This is a genomic window from Sporosarcina sp. P18a (assembly GCF_002743135.1).
In the GTDB taxonomy this organism is placed as follows: domain Bacteria; phylum Bacillota; class Bacilli; order Bacillales_A; family Planococcaceae; genus Sporosarcina.
Map to the genome: position 1 here is coordinate 1 of NZ_PDYQ01000011.1, position 19,942 is coordinate 19,942.

At 42.3% G+C, this 19,942-nt stretch carries 18 protein-coding genes, 1 tRNA gene, 1 rRNA gene, 1 other RNA gene and 1 other annotated feature; of the genes, 4 read left to right on the top strand and 17 right to left on the bottom strand.

Annotated elements, in window-relative coordinates:
• Nucleotides 1–122: 122 nt before the first annotated feature.
• The 6 genes from CSV75_RS15810 to ffs form a co-directional block, all read right to left on the bottom strand.
• Nucleotides 123–347, bottom strand: a complete 225-nt coding sequence (locus CSV75_RS15810) for a pro-sigmaK processing inhibitor BofA family protein (RefSeq protein WP_233191697.1) — start codon at nt 345–347, stop codon at nt 123–125.
• 127 nt (nt 348–474) lie between these two features.
• Entirely contained in the window at nt 475–1,071 is a 597-nt protein-coding gene (gene recR / locus CSV75_RS15815; protein WP_099632605.1) for a recombination mediator RecR, read from the bottom strand.
• A gap of 11 nt (nt 1,072–1,082) precedes the next feature.
• Nucleotides 1,083–1,403, bottom strand: coding sequence for a YbaB/EbfC family nucleoid-associated protein (locus tag CSV75_RS15820; protein WP_099637566.1), 321 nt, complete (start codon nt 1,401–1,403; stop codon nt 1,083–1,085).
• A gap of 21 nt (nt 1,404–1,424) precedes the next feature.
• The gene (dnaX, locus tag CSV75_RS15825; RefSeq protein WP_099676578.1) at nt 1,425–3,170 is read right to left on the bottom strand and encodes a DNA polymerase III subunit gamma/tau; all 1,746 of its coding nucleotides are present in this window, start codon (nt 3,168–3,170) and stop codon (nt 1,425–1,427) included.
• 84 nt (nt 3,171–3,254) lie between these two features.
• A complete protein-coding gene (locus CSV75_RS15830) occupies nt 3,255–3,707 on the bottom strand; it encodes an S-ribosylhomocysteine lyase (RefSeq protein WP_199171385.1) in 453 nt (150 codons plus the stop codon).
• A 125-nt stretch (nt 3,708–3,832) separates the two neighbouring features.
• Nucleotides 3,833–4,099, bottom strand: an RNA gene (gene ffs / locus CSV75_RS15835) — signal recognition particle sRNA large type.
• Nucleotides 4,100–4,523: 424 nt separating this feature from the next.
• On the opposite strand from ffs, the gene CSV75_RS15840 reads away from it, so the two are divergent.
• Nucleotides 4,524–4,616: transfer RNA gene (locus CSV75_RS15840), tRNA-Ser, on the top strand.
• A gap of 189 nt (nt 4,617–4,805) precedes the next feature.
• On the opposite strand, the gene thrB is transcribed toward CSV75_RS15840, so the two are convergent.
• From thrB to CSV75_RS15855, 3 genes are read right to left on the bottom strand one after another with little or no spacing between them, the layout of a single operon-like run.
• A complete protein-coding gene (gene thrB / locus CSV75_RS15845; RefSeq protein WP_099676580.1) occupies nt 4,806–5,702 on the bottom strand; it encodes a homoserine kinase in 897 nt (298 codons plus the stop codon).
• Nucleotides 5,702–6,760, bottom strand: a complete 1,059-nt coding sequence (thrC, locus tag CSV75_RS15850) for a threonine synthase (RefSeq protein WP_099676581.1) — start codon at nt 6,758–6,760, stop codon at nt 5,702–5,704. The genes thrB and thrC overlap by 1 nt, the downstream gene beginning before the upstream one ends.
• Before the next feature lie 6 nt (nt 6,761–6,766).
• Complete coding sequence (locus tag CSV75_RS15855) at nt 6,767–8,059, bottom strand: homoserine dehydrogenase (RefSeq protein ID WP_099676582.1); 1,293 nt, start codon at nt 8,057–8,059, stop codon at nt 6,767–6,769.
• A gap of 155 nt (nt 8,060–8,214) precedes the next feature.
• On the opposite strand from CSV75_RS15855, the gene CSV75_RS15860 reads away from it, so the two are divergent.
• Nucleotides 8,215–9,579, top strand: a complete 1,365-nt coding sequence (locus CSV75_RS15860; RefSeq protein ID WP_099676583.1) for an aspartate kinase — start codon at nt 8,215–8,217, stop codon at nt 9,577–9,579.
• Between the two features lie 15 nt (nt 9,580–9,594).
• Here the strand turns inward: CSV75_RS15860 and CSV75_RS15865 are convergent, their stop codons facing one another.
• Nucleotides 9,595–10,251 (bottom strand): deoxynucleoside kinase, encoded by a 657-nt coding sequence (locus tag CSV75_RS15865; protein WP_099676584.1) that lies wholly within the window; start codon nt 10,249–10,251, stop codon nt 9,595–9,597.
• Nucleotides 10,238–10,885 (bottom strand): deoxynucleoside kinase, encoded by a 648-nt coding sequence (locus tag CSV75_RS15870; RefSeq protein ID WP_099676585.1) that lies wholly within the window; start codon nt 10,883–10,885, stop codon nt 10,238–10,240. Before CSV75_RS15870 ends, CSV75_RS15865 begins: the two co-directional genes overlap by 14 nt.
• Before the next feature lie 173 nt (nt 10,886–11,058).
• On the opposite strand from CSV75_RS15870, the gene tadA reads away from it, so the two are divergent.
• Nucleotides 11,059–11,559, top strand: a complete 501-nt coding sequence (gene tadA / locus CSV75_RS15875; protein ID WP_099676586.1) for a tRNA adenosine(34) deaminase TadA — start codon at nt 11,059–11,061, stop codon at nt 11,557–11,559.
• A gap of 98 nt (nt 11,560–11,657) precedes the next feature.
• Here tadA and serS read toward each other — a convergent pair whose 3' ends face one another.
• On the bottom strand, nt 11,658–12,941 hold the full coding sequence (serS, locus tag CSV75_RS15880) for a serine--tRNA ligase (protein WP_099632594.1): 1,284 nt from the start codon (nt 12,939–12,941) through the stop codon (nt 11,658–11,660).
• 69 nt (nt 12,942–13,010) lie between these two features.
• Nucleotides 13,011–13,218: a binding site (T-box leader), on the bottom strand.
• Between the two features lie 288 nt (nt 13,219–13,506).
• Nucleotides 13,507–14,352, bottom strand: a complete 846-nt coding sequence (gene pdxS / locus CSV75_RS15885; RefSeq protein ID WP_099676587.1) for a pyridoxal 5'-phosphate synthase lyase subunit PdxS — start codon at nt 14,350–14,352, stop codon at nt 13,507–13,509.
• 100 nt (nt 14,353–14,452) lie between these two features.
• Here pdxS and pdxR point away from each other — a divergent pair, with 100 nt between their 5' ends.
• On the top strand, nt 14,453–15,865 hold the full coding sequence (gene pdxR / locus CSV75_RS15890) for a MocR-like pyridoxine biosynthesis transcription factor PdxR (RefSeq protein ID WP_099674196.1): 1,413 nt from the start codon (nt 14,453–14,455) through the stop codon (nt 15,863–15,865).
• A gap of 23 nt (nt 15,866–15,888) precedes the next feature.
• On the opposite strand, the gene CSV75_RS15895 is transcribed toward pdxR, so the two are convergent.
• From CSV75_RS15895 to rrf, 4 genes are all read right to left on the bottom strand, one after another.
• A complete protein-coding gene (locus CSV75_RS15895; protein ID WP_099676588.1) occupies nt 15,889–17,244 on the bottom strand; it encodes a D-alanyl-D-alanine carboxypeptidase family protein in 1,356 nt (451 codons plus the stop codon).
• Nucleotides 17,245–17,421: 177 nt separating this feature from the next.
• A complete protein-coding gene (gene guaB / locus CSV75_RS15900; protein ID WP_099676589.1) occupies nt 17,422–18,888 on the bottom strand; it encodes an IMP dehydrogenase in 1,467 nt (488 codons plus the stop codon).
• Between the two features lie 105 nt (nt 18,889–18,993).
• Complete coding sequence (locus CSV75_RS15905) at nt 18,994–19,476, bottom strand: glutathione peroxidase (RefSeq protein ID WP_099676590.1); 483 nt, start codon at nt 19,474–19,476, stop codon at nt 18,994–18,996.
• A 379-nt stretch (nt 19,477–19,855) separates the two neighbouring features.
• Nucleotides 19,856–19,942, bottom strand: a 5S ribosomal RNA gene (gene rrf / locus CSV75_RS15910); the annotation flags it as partial.

The window sequence follows — 19,942 nt, forward strand, 5'->3', positions numbered from 1 at the left end:
GTTGTCAACACTTTTACTTAAAAAGTTTTTCTTGTTAAGTTTGATGTTTTCGCAACTGCTTGATGCGACGCTTATAAATATACCACCCTGTTTATGAGAATGCAAGCTTTTTCACCATTCTTTTAAAAAAGAATGGCGAAACCGCATAGCGCTGCGAATCCGGGCACTCCTAATATAGCTAAGATCATGCCGGATGCAATATTAACAGGTACGTAGATGCCAATAAATCCACCAGCAATGTTCATTAAAAAGAGAATAAAGAACGCAAAAGCTAGTCTAAACCAGAATACCGATAAGCGTTCCATGTTTTTTTCGAGAGTGGTTCGACTCATACTTAAAAGCAACAATGATACGACTCCTAATAAAGCTATGACTAAAATCCTCACAGAAAACGCCCTTTCTATCTCATAGATACTCATCTATATGCGTCTCTGTAGAGGATTAGTCTACTCGTTCTCTATCTTTTAATTCTTTTTATAGTTCTCGACGACCTTCCAATGCTCTAGACAATGTAACTTCATCTGCATATTCTAGATCCCCGCCGACAGGTAAGCCGTGGGCGATACGCGTAGTCGTGATTCCGGATGGTTTAACCAGCCTTGAAATATACATAGCTGTTGCTTCTCCTTCTATAGTAGGGTTCGTCGCAAGAATCAATTCCTGCACTTCATCTTCTTGGAGTCTAGTTAATAGTGAAGGAACGTTAATATCCTCCGGCCCGATGCCGTCCATCGGTGATATGGCACCTTGTAATACATGGTACAAACCACGGTAGTCACGCATTTTTTCCATGGCAATCACGTCTTTCGGATCTTGAACGACACATATGGTTGTACGATCACGTGATTGATCCTGACAGATATAGCATGGATCGATATCCGTAATATGACCACAAACTGAACAAAACTGAAGATTACGTTTCGCATCCACTAACGCTTTGGCAAAATCCAGCACAGTATCTTCTTTCATACTTAATACAAAAAACGCCAGACGACCCGCGGTTTTGGGGCCAATGCCTGGCAGTTTCATAAAACTATCCATCAACTTAGATATAGGTTCAGGATAATGCATTATACAACCTCCTAGAACATCCCGGGCAAGTTCATTCCTTTTGTAAATTGGCCCATTGTGGAGTTCGTCATTTCTTCTGCTTTTGCAATAGCATCATTTGTAGCGATGACAATCAAGTCCTGTAAGATTTCTACCTCTTCTGGATCTACCGCTTCTGGATCAATGATCACTTCAAGTACTTCTTTATGGCCTGAGACGATTACTTTTACCATACCGCCACCTGCTGTACCTTCCATTCGCTCATTACCTAGGTTTTCCTGTGCCTCTGCCATCTTCTTTTGCATCTTTTGCATTTGCTTCATCATACCTTGCATATTCCCTGCTCCACGCATAAATAATTCCTCCTTAGTAAATTACTCTTCTATTGTAATAAAATCTTTTCCAAACATTTTCTCAGCTTCAGTTACGAGTGGGTCAGCGTCTTCAATTGTTGCTTCTTCCATAAACGCTGACGTTGGTTGCTCATCGTCTGACTGTTGAGGGTTATCTTTACTATTTTGACTGACCAAACCACTTTTTCGAATGAAATCAGCACGAACTTGCAGCCAGCTTTCCTCCGCTACGTAGACTACTTCATAGCCTTTTCCTGTCAGCTGCAGTAATGCATTCGATAGTCCAGCTTGTAATGTAGCATTCTCAGAAGCCATCAAGCAATGAATTTCATATTTAAATTTTAGCACAAAAGCCGACTCTGATGCTGCTACAGGCTCCGTCTCTTCCAATAAAGCGGCGTGTGAGCGTTGCATACTTTGCATCATACCCGCCCATTGCTCACGAATCACTTGAATATCGGACTTCGTTGCCGATTTTAAGACTTCCACAATTTTACCCGTTGGCACTTTGGCAGATCTAGAAGCAGTTGAAGCAGCTCTTTTTGCCGGCGCTTGCGGCTCCGCGGCTTGCTGCACAGCCCCTGTTGCCAATTGTTGCTGAAGTTGTCTAACGGTCTGTTCTAGAATTGCAAACTTCTGAGCCATTTCAGGGTCAGCTACAGAAGTTTGCATTTGTTGTTGCTCTCCGGAATGAATCATTTTCAATAAAGCAGATTCAATGTAGACCTTCCCGTGATTAGAAAAACGCATTTCTTGTTGTGTTTTTGAAAGGATATCGATGTATCGGTACAATTCATCCGAATGAAACTCTTGGGCAAGTTCCTGAAATCTTTCACCGTCTGAAATTAATTCCAGAAGACTTGTCAACTCAGGCGCTGTGCCGAGTAGTAACATATCACGGAAAAACGTGATCATGTCTTCGGCAAGTCTACCTACATCTTTACCTTCGGCAATCAGTTCATTCAGTAAAGACAATGCGGATCCCGCGTCTTTCGTTTGAATTGATTGTGCTAGCTGATAAAAGATTTCTTCACCAATTGCTCCAGTCACTAGTAACGCATCACTTGTCGTCAACTCGTCTCCGCTAAATGACACGGCTTGGTCGAGCATACTAAGCGCATCCCGCATTCCACCCGTCGCAGCTTGTGCGATTGCGCGCAATGCTCCAGTCTCCGCCGTAACTCCAATATCTCCAATAACCTTTTCCATTCGATCAATGATTTCAGGTGCCGTAATGGGCTTGAAATCAAATCGCTGACATCTGGAAATGATAGTAAGCGGCAACTTATGAGGTTCTGTAGTCGCCAAAATGAATACGACGTGAGCGGGGGGTTCTTCTAGTGTCTTCAGCAATGCATTAAAGGCTGAATTGGACAGCATATGCACTTCATCAATGATATAGACTTTAAATTGTGCATTGGAAGGTGCCACATGCACACGTTCAATAATGTCACGAATTTCTTCTACGCGCGAATTGGAAGCCGCATCAAATTCAGTTACATCTGTGTTAGATCCCTCTGTGATGCTTTTACACGTCTCGCATTCATTGCATGGTTCTGTTGCTGGACCATTTTCACAATTTAGTGCTTTCGCAAATATCTTCGCCGCACTTGTCTTTCCCGTTCCACGAGGTCCTGAAAATAGATAGGCGTGTGTTGTCTTCTGATGGAGAAGGGTGTTTTGCAGAGTTTGCTTGATCGCCTGCTGACCTGACATTTCACCAAAAGCCTGTGGTCTATAAGCGCGGTATAGTGCTTGGTAAATCAACTACTCTCCCCCTTTTCTCCGATTGCATAATATTTCTATTATAACACGAAACACGATTTTTTTACCGTATATCGCTTAGATATATTACGCAAATACTTCTGTCCACTCGTCTCTCTTATCAAGCATTGCGCGTGCAATTTCCTTTGCACCTTCTAGACTATGGCTTGCTGCCCAACCACACTGTACTTCGTTACATGCCGGTACTTCCGTCGCCAACAGTACGTCATTTAATGTATTCTCTACTATGGAAAGAATATCATTATAGTCGTCATGATTGATAACAGCTAGATAATAACCTGTCTGACAGCCCATTGGACTGATGTCAACGATTTGATCCGAATGGTCTCGGCTGAATTCTGCCATCATATGTTCTAGTGAATGAAGCGCTGGCATATCCATGTGATCTGTATTCGGCTGGCAAAAGCGGATATCATATTTCAAGATCTTATCGCCATTCTTTCCTTCTGAAGTTCCCGCTAATCGTATATAAGGTGCTTTCACTTTCGTATGATCCAAATTAAAACTTTCAACATTCATTTTTTTCTCAGACAATGTAAATCGCTCCCTTTCAGTTTTACGTACTACATTGAAGTATACACTATTTAAGGCTCAAAAAAAAACTCGTCCATAGTGAAATGGACGAGTGTATTATTGAATTTATGCCGTGCACCTTTCTTCGACTGCCGCACATAAGCGTTACTCTTGTCGTTGGCTCGGTCTAGGCTACCCCGCGGCACATGAGAGAGTCCACTTAATGCTGCTTCCTTCCGGACCTGACATGGTTCATGGGTTCCCATTGCGCAGGACCCAGACGTCAACACTACGTGCAAGAGGCAGACCCTACATGCGGACAGCCTCGGAAAAGGAGTTCAGTCTTGCTAGAGCGGATTGCAAGTTACAGGGCACCGCTAATTCCCCACCTAGCACGGCATTTCTTATTATACCCATTGTTAATTGTGATTGCAACGGTAAACTTTTTATTCATCGTAATGTGTTTCAACACCCTATTGCGTAAACAGTAAAAAAACCTTTTCTTTCACGCACTTTAGAAAGTACACTAATTGAAATGAATGAGATGAACAGCATGGATCCAGCTAAATTTTGTGACCTCAGCTTCCATAACGCAGAAGTGCGAGTCTACGCGGTCATTACGTTGCCTGCCGTCTCGCTAAGCATATTGATAATGATTTTCCTGCAATCGGATTTCAACTTTATGTATGGTGCGCTACTCCAGTCCGTAGCCTTGACGAGTTTTTATTAGGGGCGCTTCTCTTTTCGTCGCGAGAAAAAAAAAAAAAAAATTAATGGTTGACGCTTTTAAAAAAACGTGGTAAGATATTATTTGTCTGATACGGAGGAATACCCAAGCCCGGCTGAAGGGATCGGTCTTGAAAACCGACAGGGGTGTTAAAGCCCGCGGGGGTTCGAATCCCTCTTCCTCCGCCATATTTTTGACAGCACACGTTACTTGATGTAACGTTTTTTTATTGCCTAAAAATAAAAATTCAAATAGAATCCTCTGACCTGCGTTTTAGGCGGAGACGGTTGACTGGTATACAATATATAAATCCATGAAAAGAATACATCCATTGTGAAAAAACAGCGCCAGTGACTGAATCAGTCCTGACGCTGTTTTTATTTTGCGATGTGTGCGCCTGCCTCTGCTGGTTGCAGGGCAAGTGCTTGGTAATGTGGAAAGCTTTGTTCCAATGATGCCGCCACTTGTTGCTCTGTTCCTGGTGGTACAGCTACGAAAAGTGAAGGCCCAGCTCCGCTAATTGTCATGCCGTACGCACCTGCTTCCTTACAAGCCAAACGTATTTCATCAAAGTTAGGGAATCCAACTTTTCGGTAAGGTTCATGATATAAGTCCCGTTCCATCATACGGCCTGCCGTCACCCAATCCGATTGCGCAATAGCAGCGGTCATCACACTGCCCGCTGCACTTCCGCGTACTGCCACTTTATGTGTCAGTTGGTCAGGTAGCAACCCTCGCGAAGCTTCCGTCTTTAAAGCAACCGGCGGCACCAGGATGACAACACCAATCGGGGGTGCTGGGAATGTCAGTACTTCCATCTCATCTTCGACAAAGTACGAGACTGTCATTCCTCCAATCAATGCAGCTGTAACGTTATCGGCATGTCCTTCTAGTTCGCTGCCGATCCGCAACTTGTCTTTTGGAGATAGTTGCAAACTTGCCAGCTCACTTGCAATTTCAATACCCGCTGCAATGGCTGTAGCACTGCTACCTAGGCCTTTTCCTAAAGGAATATCTGAATGTACTACTAGCTTTTGCGATGCAATCACTCGATCATACCGCAATGCGATATCCTGAATAGTCTGTACGATTAGATTTGTTTCATCTGTCGGTAGTGCGGCATACTCCTTATCTTGATACAACACATACCACGCGTCAGCTGGTGTTACTTCTATTGTCATGTTAAGTGAAAGGGCAAGACCTAAATGATCGAAGCCGGGCCCGAGATTAGCCGTTGTGGCTGGCACGGTCACTGAAAAACCGGCTTCTGTCATTAGTCGTTCCCCTCTTTCAATTCTTTTAAGAAGTTATCGAACTGTTCATTTGTCATCATGGGCTTATCTGCATTGACATTGATTGCTGTTTCAGGATCCTTCAATCCATTACCTGTCAGGATTCCAACTATTGTCGTACCTTTTTCAATCAATCCCGCATCAAGTCGTTTCTTGATACCTGCAATTGTTGCACAAGATGCTGGCTCTGCAAAGATCCCGTCTGTTGCAGCTAGCAATTGATACGCTTCCAGAATCTCTTCGTCAGTAGCGGACAAGATGTCGCCACCTGATTCTTCAAGTGCTTGCGTTGCCAAATGCCAACTAGCAGGGTTTCCAATACGGATTGCTGTTGCTACCGTTTCAGGCTCATCGAATACACGGTCATATACGATTGGCGCTGCACCGTCTGCTTGTACTCCTAGTAACTTTGGTGTATTCGTACCTTTTTTCTCTGCATATTCTTTGAAACCTTTCCACGCTGCAGATATATTACCCGCATTTCCAACAGGCAAAGCAAAGATGTCCGGTACTTTACCAAGCTGTTCAATGGTTTCAAACGCTACCGTCTTCTGGCCTTCCAGTCGATAAGGATTGACAGAGTTCACCAGCGCAATTTTCCCTTCGCCTAGTTCACGTACCATACGAAGTGCTTCGTCAAAGTTTCCTTCGATGGCCACAATTTCCGCACCGTACATTTTTGCCTGTGCTAGCTTACCTAATGCAATACGACCTTCCGGAATAACGACGATTGTACGCATACCCGCTCGTGCACCATATGCTGCAGCTGCAGCAGACGTGTTCCCCGTTGAAGCACAGATCAACGCCGTTTTCCCCTCTTCTTTTGCCTTTGCAACCGCCATTACCATTCCGCGGTCTTTAAATGAACCAGTTGGATTCGTTCCCTCTGTTTTCACATACAGATTGATTCCCCACTGTTTTGATAAGTTCTCGAGATGGATTAACGGTGTATTTCCCTCTTGCAGTGTTAACGCGGGAGTATTCTCTGTCACCGGCAACCATTCTTTATATTCTTCGATCAATCCATTCCATCTTCTCATAATTCCTTATTCTCCTTCCACACGGTAATGACTAGAAATGTCAATGACCGCAGGTGTGTCTTTTAAGTCTGCCAAAATATCTAAATGTTGTTGACGGGAAATTTTATGTGTAATGAAGATTAAATCTGCGCCTTCATCGTGCACATCTGAATCTTGGACGACTGTCGCTAGACTCGCTTTGTGGTGACTATAAATAGATGTCAATTCCGTCAACACACCTACTTCGTCACGTACCGTTATACGGTGGAAATAGCGTGCGTACTTCTGATCATCCGTTTTTACTTTGCGTTCAAATTGTGGTGAATGCATTCTCTTACCATTCACGCCGAGCAAAATATTACGGCAAGCCGCCACTACATCACCTGTTACAGAAGTCGCTGTAGGTAATGAACCAGCTCCAGGTCCGTAGAACATTGTCTCACCTACTGCATCACTATACACATACACTGCGTTGAATTCATTATTGACTGTAGCGAGTGGATGAGAGTTATGAACAAATACCGGCTCTACGGCCACTTCAATTCCTTCTTCATCTTTTTTAGCAGAACCCGTCATCTTAATTGTGTAACCGAATTGCTCCGCAAGCTGAAGATCACCGTCTGCAATTTCCTTCATACCACGAACAAATACATCGTCAAGATGCACGTCTGTGGAAAAGGATAAAGATGCAAGAATAACCATCTTACGCGCTGCATCAATACCATCTACGTCAGCTGAAGGATCAGCTTCTGCAAAGCCCAATTCCGTCGCTTCCGCTAATGCGTCTTCATACGTCTTATTTTCATGTTTCATCTTTGTTAAAATGAAGTTAGTTGTTCCATTGACGATTCCTGTTAATGCGGTGATCCGGTCGGACGCTAATCCATCTTCCAATGTACGAATTAATGGAATACCACCACCCACACTCGCTTCATATAATAGGTCGCATTTATTTTTATCTGCCAATTTCAATAATTCAGGTCCAGACTCTGCCATGACATCCTTATTCGCGGTGACAACACCTTTACCTGCTTCAAGTGAACGTCGAATTGCTTCAGACGAACCTCCCGTCACTTCAATAATCAAATCAATTTCGGGATCGTTTAACACTTCATCGAGTGATGTAGTGAACATTTCTTGAGGTATCACGCCATTGCGTTTTTTATCCAAGTTTTTAACAAGGACTTTCTTAATAGATACAGGAACACCGAGCTTATGTTGTAAGTCATCTTGGTGATTATGCAAAATAGTTGCAACGCCACTTCCGACTACTCCATAACCCAGCAAACCAATATTAATTTCATTTTTCTCATTTTTCATTTGACGATTCTCCTAACTATATGTACACTATGAAAAAACAATCGTTCTTCGTATAAGGACAATTATAGAGAATTCCGACTTTAATAACAACCCGTTTTCACGAATCTTCTAAAAAATAGATAGATAATCTCAAAATAGATAGGATCTGGTACTCAATGAAAGTATGTAAATTTGGCGGAACATCCGTCGCATCCGCGGAACAAATCCGGAAAGTGGTCGACATCGTCGTATCCGACCCATCGAGAAAGATCGTCGTAGTTTCTGCACCAGGTAAACGTTTTTCTTCTGATATTAAAGTAACTGATTTGCTTATTGATTTGGCAAATGCATCACTTGCTGGTGAAGACACCCTAGATTCGCTGCAAATGGTTGTGGATCGTTACAAAGAAATTGCAGAAGGACTAGGCTTAGACGAAGAAATTGCACAAGTAATTGAGCAAGATATCGTTAGACGCCTAAATAAAGATCAATCTGACGAAGTTTTATACGTTGATAGCTTAAAAGCTGCCGGAGAAGACAATAACGCAAAAATGATTGCAGCGTACTTCCAACATATCGGTATCGAAGCAGAGTATGTAAGTCCCCGTGAAGGTGGATTACTTGTTAACCACCGTCCAGAACGTGTACGCGCTCTTCCAGAAGGCAACGAAAAGCTCTGTAAACTACGCGATAAAGAAGGTATTATCGTATTTCCAGGTTTTTTCGGCTACACAGAAGACGGAACATTGCGTACGTTTAACCGCGGTGGCTCGGATATTACAGGCGCCCTACTAGCGGCAGCAACGAATGCAGAACTTTATGAAAACTTTACCGATGTAGATTCCGTTTTTTCAGCAAATCCAACGGTTATCGAAAATCCACGCGCGATTGATGCCATGACATACCGAGAAATGCGTGAGCTTGCATATGCAGGGTTTTCTGTATTTCACGAGGAAGCTTTAGTACCTGCATTCCGTCACAAAATTCCTGTTTGTATCAAGAATACTAACAATCCAAGTGCGCCCGGCACAATGATCGTTCTGGAGCGTGACCATACTCTTCAATCGGTTGTCGGAATCGCTGCCGATAAGGGATTTTCTACACTCTTCGTTGCTAAGTACTTGATGAACCTGGAAATTGGTTTTGGACGTCACTTGCTACAAATTCTGGAGGAAGAAGAAATTCCATTTGAGCATACACCGTCAGGTATCGATAACTTGTCTGTTATTATTCGCGATGAACATTTAACACCAGAAAAGGAAGCACGCATCGTTAAGCGCATTGAACAAGAGTTATGTCCTGATGACGTACATTTCCAACGTGATTATTCCATGGTAGTACTCGTGGGTGAAGGCATGCGCCATGCAAGAGGGTTGGCAGCACGCGCAGCATCTGCCATCGCACGTACAGGTGCAAATATTGAAATGATCAACCAGGGATCTTCAGAGGTTAGCTTAGTATTCGGTATTCAAGAAAAAGATGAAAACATTGTCCTTCGAGAGCTATATCAGGAATTTTTCACAGAAGTTCCTGTTCATTAAGACAAACGACACGCCTTATATAAGGGGTGTCGTTTTTTTCATTTTTTCAGCCACTTTCCCGATAATTAACTCAATATCCTGTTCATTTCCTAATAGATCATATTCTTCGATGTTTAGCCGAATGACTGGGCATGCAGTAAAAGAATCAATCCACTGTTCATAACGGCGATACATCTCTTCCCAATAACTTCTCGGTGTTTGCATCTCCATATCCCTGCCACGCTCTTCAATACGATCAAGAATTACAGGTAGTGGTCCCTCCAAGTAAATAAGTGCATTCGGATGTGGGAAAAATGGCGTCATCACCATTGCTTCATATAGATTCATATATGTTTCAAAGTCGACCGCTTCCATAGTTCCTTCATCAGCGTGCATTTGGGCAAAGATTCCTACATCTTCATAAATGGAACGATCTTGTACAAAACCGCCACCGCTTTCGAAGATATGCTTTTGCTCTTTAAAACGTTCTGCCAAAAAGAAGATTTGCAAATGAAAACTCCAACGTTCAAAGTCATCATAGAATCTCTCTAAATATGGATTTTCCGCTACGTTTTCCAAGGACTCTTGAAATCCCAGTCTTTTGGCAATCGCGTATGCCATTGTTGACTTCCCTACTCCTACCATTCCCGCTACCGCGAATACACTATTTTCCGGTATATTAGGTAACTTCATTTAGCTTCAAACCTTTCTGAATCGCCTCATAAACTTTGCTTAGAATTGCATCCATGTCATCTTTATTGCGCACATAGTCCACTACATCGCCGTTTATATGGATAACTTGGACATCAGGGTATGTTGCTTCGAACTCTGGCAAATAAGTACGGTAATCTTTCGATAGTTGTAGTAAGTAATCAGGATCCATATCTGCTTCATACGATCGACCACGCTCGTCTATTCGGTTGAGCAGTGTAGGAATAGATGCTGACAATGAAATAACGACGTTCGGCATAGGCAGATCTTTCGTCAAAATATGATAGATATCTTTATATTTCACAAAATCCTTTGACTCTAATGTACGTTGCGCAAATAGCATATTTTTGAATACATGATAATCGGCCACCACGGGTAATCCTTGTGAAATATATTCTTTATTAATTTTCTTCAATTGTTCATATCGATTACACAGGAAAAACATTTCCGTCTGGAAACTCCACTTTTCTTTGTCTTGATAAAACTGATCAAGGAAAGGATTTTCTCCACTAATCTCTCTTAATTGATTATATGAAAAGGTCTCGGCAATTGCTGCCGTGAGCGTAGTCTTCCCTACACCAATCGGACCTTCTACCGCAATAAACGGGACAAACATTTACCACTCACCCTTTCAATTCGTTACCTTTTCATTTTATCATAGACGACCATATACAATGTGAATTATATTGAGTTGTGTAGTGTTTTCTTCTCGATTGTTTCACGTGGAACATTTCACTAATTGATTTTGATGTTCCGCATGATAGACTGTTGATAAGGAGTGATACATTGATGAAAGATGATGAATACTACATGAGACTGGCAATAGCAGAAGCTGAAAAAGCTGCCGCGCTTGCCGAAGTGCCCATTGGCGCAGTTATTGTACATAATGAACAAGTAATTGCTGCAGCCCATAATCTTCGTGAAACCACACAAAATGCCGTCACTCACGCGGAACTATCCGCCATCCAAATAGCATGTGAAAAGATAGGTAGTTGGCGTCTAGAAGACACTACACTATACGTCACACTCGAACCTTGCCCTATGTGTGCAGGTGCCATACTACAATCTCGTATTCCACGAGTCGTCTACGGCGCACGTGACCCTAAAGGGGGTTGTGTCCACACCTTTTATCAACTACTTAATGACCCCCGATTCAATCACGAATGCATTGTAACCGAGGGTGTCCTCGGTGAGGATTGCGGACAACTCCTTACCGCTTTCTTTCGATCCTTGAGAGAAAAAAGAAAAGACGCGAAAAAAGAAGCCCAACGCCTAGAGTCAAACTCGTAAGTGTGGGGCTTCATCCTTTTGCATTTCATTCATTAGCTTTTGAATTTGAAAGAGAAAAACAGTTAATCATATGGAATACAGATCAATAGCGTATCCACTTATTTAGGTGCTTCAATTTTTTCTTTTCCACCCATGTAAGGTCGAAGCACATCAGGAATCACAACAGAACCATCTTTCTGCTGATAATTTTCCAAAATTGCTGCTACTGTACGACCGACAGCTAAACCACTACCATTCAACGTATGAACGTACTCAGGCTTCGCACCCGGCTCACGGCGGAAACGAATATGTGCTCGACGCGCTTGGAAATCTTCAAAGTTGGAACAAGAAGATATTTCTCGATAGACGTTTTGTGTAGGTATCCATACTTCCAAGTCGTACTTCTTGGCAGCCGTAAAACCTAAATCTGCTGTACACATCTTGAGTGCACGATACGGCAACTTCAACAACTGCAATACTTTTTCCGCATGGCCAGTCAATTTCTCCAACTCATCGTATGAATCTTCCGGTTTAACAAAGCGAACCAACTCCACTTTATTGAATTGATGCTGGCGAATTAATCCACGCGTATCACGACCTGCAGACCCTGCCTCAGAACGGAAATTTGTACTATACGCTGTGAACGCAATTGGCAACTTAGATCCTTCCAAGATTTCATCACGATAGAAGTTGGTAACAGGAACCTCAGATGTTGGAATGAGGAAGTAATCCTCTTCTTCAATCAAGAATGCATCTTCTTCAAACTTTGGCAGTTGTCCCGTTCCAGTCAAGCTTGTACGATTTACTAAATATGGCGGTAGCATTTCCTCGTAGCCATGTTCTTCTTGATGAAGATCAAGCATGAAGTTGATCAATGCACGTTCAAGGCGTGCACCGAGTCCGCGGTAAAATACGAAACGACTACCTGTTACTTTTGCTGCTCGTTCAAAATCTAATAGTTGAAGATCCGTCCCTATCTCCCAATGTGGTTTAGGTTCAAAGTCAAACGTCGGTAACTCTCCCCACGTACGAACTTCTACGTTGTCCTCTTCACTATCCCCTACTGGCACGCTGTCGTGAGGAATGTTTGGAATACGCATAAGCACATAATTCAATTCCTCTTCTACTGTAGAAAGTTCTTGATCATACGCTTTGATTTCCTCGCCAACTTTTTTCATCTTTGCAATGACTTCATCCGCATTTTCTTTATTACGCTTCATTTGCGCTACTTGTTGTGATACTTCATTACGCTCAGCTTTCAGTACTTCTACTTTAGATAAAATTTCGCGTCGTTTCTCGTCAAGACCACCAAACTTTTCAAAGTCGGTTAAATCCTCTCCACGTTTACTAAGTTTTGCTTTTACTTCTTCATAATTTGCACGCAATAGTTTACTGTCTAGCACGCCATCTGCCTCCTTGTATTTACATCACTAATAATAAAAAGCAATAAAAAAAGCCCTCCATCCCCTAAAAATAGGGACGAGAACTACCCGCGTTGCCACCCAAATTGACTGATTGTCCAGCCCACTTGTTTGAGATATCGGCTCAACTGACCGGCAAAACCAACTGATTCGATTTTGCTACTCCAGGACGGATTCACAACGGTTTTTACTAGCTTTCACCACCCGCTAGCTCTCTAAAAAAAACACTGTCGCTACTGCTTCCTATCATCGTAATGTATGTGAAATTACATATACCATACTACAATTTCTAACTTTTGACAAGAAACATGGTATGTTATAGCCTGGGAAATGTCGTAATTCTAAACAAAATTACCCCCATACAATCACTTTGATATATTTTATTGAATTCATAGAAAAGTTCATGGGGGATTCGCCAGGGCCATGAGACAACTAGCGTACTTCTTAGCTGTCTCATGGTTAGACGTAATCCTTCAATGCCCGTGTGGATGGGTTATTTAACGCTCTATGGCTTCAATCCCCTAACCAAGAGCGCTGACCAAGCAAATTACGAGCTGCGAGTCGCCATCAATTCACTCTCTGCAAGCTGGGATATTTCCAAGCCTTTCATCGGCGTGCCAATCCCTTTTGACAGCTCAGCAATCAACTCGTAATCCTTGTGGTTCGTAGTAGCCTGAACAATCGCCCGTGCAAATGCTTCCGGCTTCTCTGATTTAAAAATACCTGAACCAACAAATACTCCATCCGCTCCAAGTTCCATCATCAATGCTGCGTCAGCAGGCGTCGCAACACCTCCGGCAGAATAGTTCACAACCGGTAAACGACCAGCTTCTTTAATAGCAAGTAGAATCTCATATGGAGCACCAAGGTTACGGGCTTCCGTCATTAACTCGTCTTTGCTCATATGTACTACTTTACTAACTTGGGCATGAATCATTCTCAAGTGACGTACGGCTTCTACGATATTTCCTGTGCCAGGTTCTCCTTTTGTACGAAGCATTTTTGCGCCTTCACCTAAACGACGTGCTGCTTCACCAAGGTTTCTTGCCCCACAAACAAATGGTACACTGAAATCGCTTTTCAATAAGTGAAATTCATCGTCTGCAGGTGTTAGTACTTCGCTTTCGTCAATGAAATCTACACCTAGTGCTTCTAATACACGTGCTTCCGAGATATGACCAATACGTGCTTTGGCCATGACAGGAATGGAAACTGCCTTTTGTACTTCTTCTATGATTCGTGGATCAGCCATACGCGCAACACCGCCTGCCGCTCGAATATCAGAAGGTACTCGCTCCAATGCCATAACCGCAATAGCTCCCGCTGCTTCCGCCACCTTTGCCTGCTCTGCATTAATTACATCCATGATAACGCCGCCATAAGTAAAATTCATTTCATTTCCCCCTTTTTGTTATTTTCAGTATAATTGAAATTGACCATATGAAAATAGCCAGTTGTGCATTAAACAACGTGGTCAGATTAGAGGGGTCATAATGGACATGATTTTTATTGAGCTTCAAAAAAATTCGGATATCCCGCTTTATCAACAAATATATAATCAAATTAAACAAGACATGATTGATGGCAAGTTTCTCGTTGGCATGAAACTACCCTCCAAACGTCAACTGGAAGAGTTCCTTGGCGTCAGCCAAACAACAATAGAAATGGCATATGACCAACTGATGGCGGAAGGTTTTATCGCGGCGGAACCACGAAAAGGGTATTTCGTACAAGCAATAGAAGAACTCGCCTATGTACAACCTGTGAAATCAGATACTCTATCCGAGGTTCCCGTAAGCAAACCCGTGGATTATGACTTTTCACCAAGTTCCATTGATACAGAAAACTTCCCATTCATCGTATGGAGAAAATACGCGCGAGATATTATGGATACATCACATGCCCACTTATTACTACTCGGTGACCCACACGGTGATATTGAGTTGCGTCAGGAAATTGCCCGCTATTTATACCATTCGCGGGGAGTAGACTGTACGCCTGAACAAATCATTGTGGGTTCCGGTACAGAACAGCTTTTACCTTTGATTATTCGGATACTAGGTGAAGGGGCTCGCTATGCAATTGAGGATCCAGGCTATCTCATGACCAAACACGTCTTTTCCGAAAACTACAGAAAAACGATTCCCATTGCAGTCGACCATGAAGGACTTGACGTAAAGGCACTACAACGGTCTGATGCTTCTATAGCCTACGTAACCCCTTCTCATCAGTTCCCAACCGGTACAGTGCTGTCTGCGGCTCGTAGAATCGCTCTTTTGAACTGGGCCGCATCCAATCCCGAGTTTTTCATAATTGAAGATGACTATGACAGTGAATTCCGTTACCGGGGACGTCCTATACCTTCCTTGCAAGGGATGGATAAAGGAGAAAATGTCATTTATTTAAGTACATTTACCAAATCTCTTATGCCATCTATGCGGATCGCCTACATGGTGTTGCCACCAAGGCTATTGGATACGTACCGTCAGGCTTTTATTCCCTACTCTTCTTCTGTACCGCGGATAGATCAACATATCCTTGCACGTTTCATGGCGGATGGACAATTTTCACGCCATCTGAACCGCATGCGTAAAATCTATCGTCGAAAAATGCATACGTTGACAAATTTATTGAAATCGTATGGATCTAACATTTCATTCTCGGGCGATGAAGCAGGTATGCATGTGTTGCTTCATATTCATACGACTAGAACTGAAAAGGAACTAGTTAGTGAAGCTCTTCAATCAGGAATAAAAGTTCGTGGTCTAGACACCTATAAGGTAACACCTGACCAATCCCCTCCTTCATTCCTTATCGGTTTCGGTGGACTAACTGAAAATGACATCAAACGGGCAATTCCAAAGTTGTTTGATGTATGGAATATAAAAAAAGACAGCTATACCTGAGTAGGTACGCTGTCTTTTGGTATTTAATTAAATAAGCCTTTTACGAAACCAGTGGAACTATTCCATGCATTGGAGAAGAAATTACCGATTGCACCCATAGTTAACGGGAACCAACCAGCTTTCTTCACCTCTTCAGTCGTGACTACTTCTGCATCCACTATTTTTCCATCAATAAACCCATAATCTGAACCCTCTTTTTTTACTAGTTTGACATGACCTACGACCGTCCCTTTTTTAATTGGTGCTTGGACTTGTCCATTTTTCACTAATTTCTCATCCAATACGAGTTCAGTAGTATAGTCTTGATCTTCGCCATTGCGAACTAGCATTTTAATAGGTTTCTTTGTAGCGATTGCTACTTTCTTCTCTTTCCCTTTAATCACGTCTAGCGTTTTCTGCTTCTTGAACTGATGTCCTGCTTTGAGTAGCTCTGTTTCACTAAATTCTTTGAAGCCATAATCAAATAATTTACGAGTGGCATCAAAACGTGCTTCATAAGATCCAACGCCTTTATCATCCACTGCATTCATTACAACAGCAATAACACGTCGTCCATCACGCACTGCAGTTCCAGTGAAACAATGTCCTGCAAATTCCGTAGTTCCTGTTTTCAAACCATCGATACCGTCATATTCATACACTAACCCGGGTAACATGAAGTTCCAGTTCACCATATCAATGGCATCGTCCGTGCCTTCACGGAATGTCTTTTTTGCAATTTTGGTCGTATCTAATACTTCGGGATATTCCTTCAATAAATGATAGGCTAGTTTAGCGACAGAACGAGCTGGCATAACGTTTTCATCTTTCTCGCCAAACGCACTTGGATGCATACCTTGTAAGTCGCTATTGTTTAACCCCGTGGAATTGACAAATTTATAATCTGTCAGCCCAAGTTCTTCAGCCTTTTCATTCATAAGATTGACAAATTCCTCTTCTGATCCTGCAATTGATTCGGCAATCGCAATAGTTGCCGCATTTGCTGAGTAAATGGCTACAGCTTCGTAAAGTTCACGAATTGTATAGGAGCCATCCCGACGAAGCGGTACATTACTTAAACGGCGATCTTGTGAAATCTTATACGTATACTCAGTAACTTGGTATTCCTGATCCCATGTAATCGTTCCATCGTCAAGAGCTTCGAACATCAAGTATTCCGTCATCATTTTCGTCATACTCGCAATACCGAGTGGCTTATCCGCGTTCTCTTCGTATAATACCTTTCCACTATCGGCATCTATCAAAATAGCTCCGTTTACACGGATGTCCAGTGAAGATTCACTTTCCTCTGCTGCTACAGATCCCTGCATACCAAACGACATCAGCACTATCATTGGCACCATTAAAATCGCCAACCATCTCTGTGTTACTTTTTCCACTCATCTTACCTCCGTAGTCACAATATCAAAAATCAGTGTACCATATTCCCCGCAAGTCAGATATGCTTATGGCAAAAAAAACACATATTCTCCCTTGAAATCATTATATTTTATTATCCACCGTATAAATACAAAAAAGGACAGGAGAAAATTTCTCACTGCCCTTTAAATAATAGATTAACGTACCGAATAGTTCGGTGCTTCTTTTGTAATTTGTACTTGGTGCGGATGACTTTCCAATAAACCAGCACCTGTCATACGAATAAATTGTGCATTTTCACGATGTGCTTCTAGATCCTTTGAACCGCAATATCCCATACCTGCTCGAATACCTCCTATAAGCTGATGAATGGTATCAGACAAAGGCCCTTTATACGGCATACGACCTTCAATGCCTTCAGGTACAAGTTTCTTTTCATCTTCTTGGAAGTAACGATCTTTTGAACCTTTTTCCATCGCGGCAACTGAACCCATTCCACGGTATACTTTAAAACGACGTCCCTGGAAGATCTCAGACTCCCCTGGGCTCTCGGTAGTACCTGCAAGCAGGCTTCCAAGCATAACCGCATGGCCACCAGCAGCCAATGCTTTGACAATATCGCCAGAATATTTAATTCCACCATCGGCAATAATGGTCTTGCCATATTTACGCGCAACTGTTGCGCATTCATAGATAGCAGTGATTTGTGGTACACCAACACCTGCAACTACACGGGTAGTACAAATAGAACCAGGACCAATACCAACCTTCACTACGTCAGCACCTGCTTCGTACAGTGCTTCAGTTGCTTCTGCCGTTGCTACGTTTCCTGCAACAATTGCAAGGTCCGGATAGTTTCTACGGATCTCTTTGACTGTGTCAATAACACCCTTAGAGTGGCCGTGTGCCGTATCAATGACTATTAGGTCAACTTCCGCCTGTACAAGCTTCTCAATGCGTGTAGACGTGTCTACGGTGACTCCTACAGCCGCGCCGACAAGTAAGCGCCCAGCCTTATCTTTTGCTGCATTAGGAAACTCAATAACCTTCTCGATGTCTTTGATTGTAATTAATCCATTAAGAATACCTTTATCATCTACAATCGGAAGCTTTTCGATTTTATATTGCTGTAGCATTTTCTCTGCATCTTCTAGTGTAGTTCCAACAGGAGCCGTCACCAAGTTTTCTTTCGTCATGACTTCATCAATGATAATGGAATAATCCTGAATGAATCTCAGATCACGGTTCGTCAAAATACCAACCAGTTTCTTCTCTTCCATGTTGTTAACAATTGGGACACCTGAGATACGATATTTACCCATTAAATGCTCCGCGTCAAATACTTGGTGTTCCGGTGTTAGGAAAAATGGATTTTTAATAACTCCATTCTCAGAACGTTTAACCGTAACAACTTGCTCAGCTTGTTCTTCAATACTCATATTTTTATGAATAATACCTATTCCACCCTGACGAGCCATAGATATCGCCATCTTAGATTCCGTTACTGTATCCATACCTGCACTGATGATAGGTATATTCAACTTAATACTATCCGTTAAGTTCACAGACAGCGAAACGGCCTTTGGCAATACTTCAGACGCAGCCGGCACCAATAATACATCATCAAACGTCAGACCTTCACGAGAAAACTTTGATTCCCACATTAACTTTCTTCCTCCTAAAATTACTATTGTCTATTCAGATTATTAAAAGGTTATCAGCGTCAATGAGACGTGTCAAGATAGAAGTTTATAAACTGGCCATTACATCTACTTGTCAAATATTTTATTGAGTGACTTTTGCATCTTAAGTGGATTGGTCTGTGGTGCAAAACGATCAACTACTTTTCCGTTTGAATCAATTAAGAACTTCGTGAAGTTCCATTTGATACCTTCTGTTAATACTCCCTTTTGCTGTTCTGCAAGATACGTAAATAAAGGTGCTGCTTCATCACCTTTTACATCTACCTTGGCAAACATAGGGAACGTCACGCCATAATTCAATTGGCAGAAATTCATCGTCTCTTCAATATCATCAAATTCCTGATTATTAAAATTATCCGATGGGAAGCCCAATACAACCAGCCCTTGATCCTTATATTCTTCATACAGTTGTTGCAGTTCTTTAAATTGTTTTGTGAAGCCGCATTTACTAGCAGTATTGACAATGATCATTGGATTCCCTTCAAATTCTTTTAGAGATTTCTTTTCTCCATCAGTAGTTTCCACTGTGAAATCATAAACTGTCGTCATGCAGTATCGCCTCTTTTCTTTAGTATATTTTACCCGACTATTGAATGAATACCTAGTATCTTGTTTACTAGTAAGATTTTAGAGTATTGAAGATAGGAATATAGAGGCATTTGCAGACGAGATGGAAGCTCAATGTGGAAGCTGGGTTTTAATAGGGCGGATAAACAGAGCGATAGAGCGTTTAGCGTGAGTCATTGAGCGGGTAAGCAAGACGATAGTGCACATGGCATGCTTAATTGAGCGGGTAAGCGAGACAATAGAGCGCTTACCAAGATTTATTGCGCAACTAACCAAAATCTACAATCACTCGACTCTAAACTTAGTTCATATTTATAATTAAACACAAAAAAGCCACTCCCCAAAGGGAATGGCTTCGCATGCCTAGCAACGTCCTACTCTCACAGGGGGAAACCCCCAACTACCATCGGCGCTGAAGAGCTTAACTTCCGTGTTCGGTATGGGAACG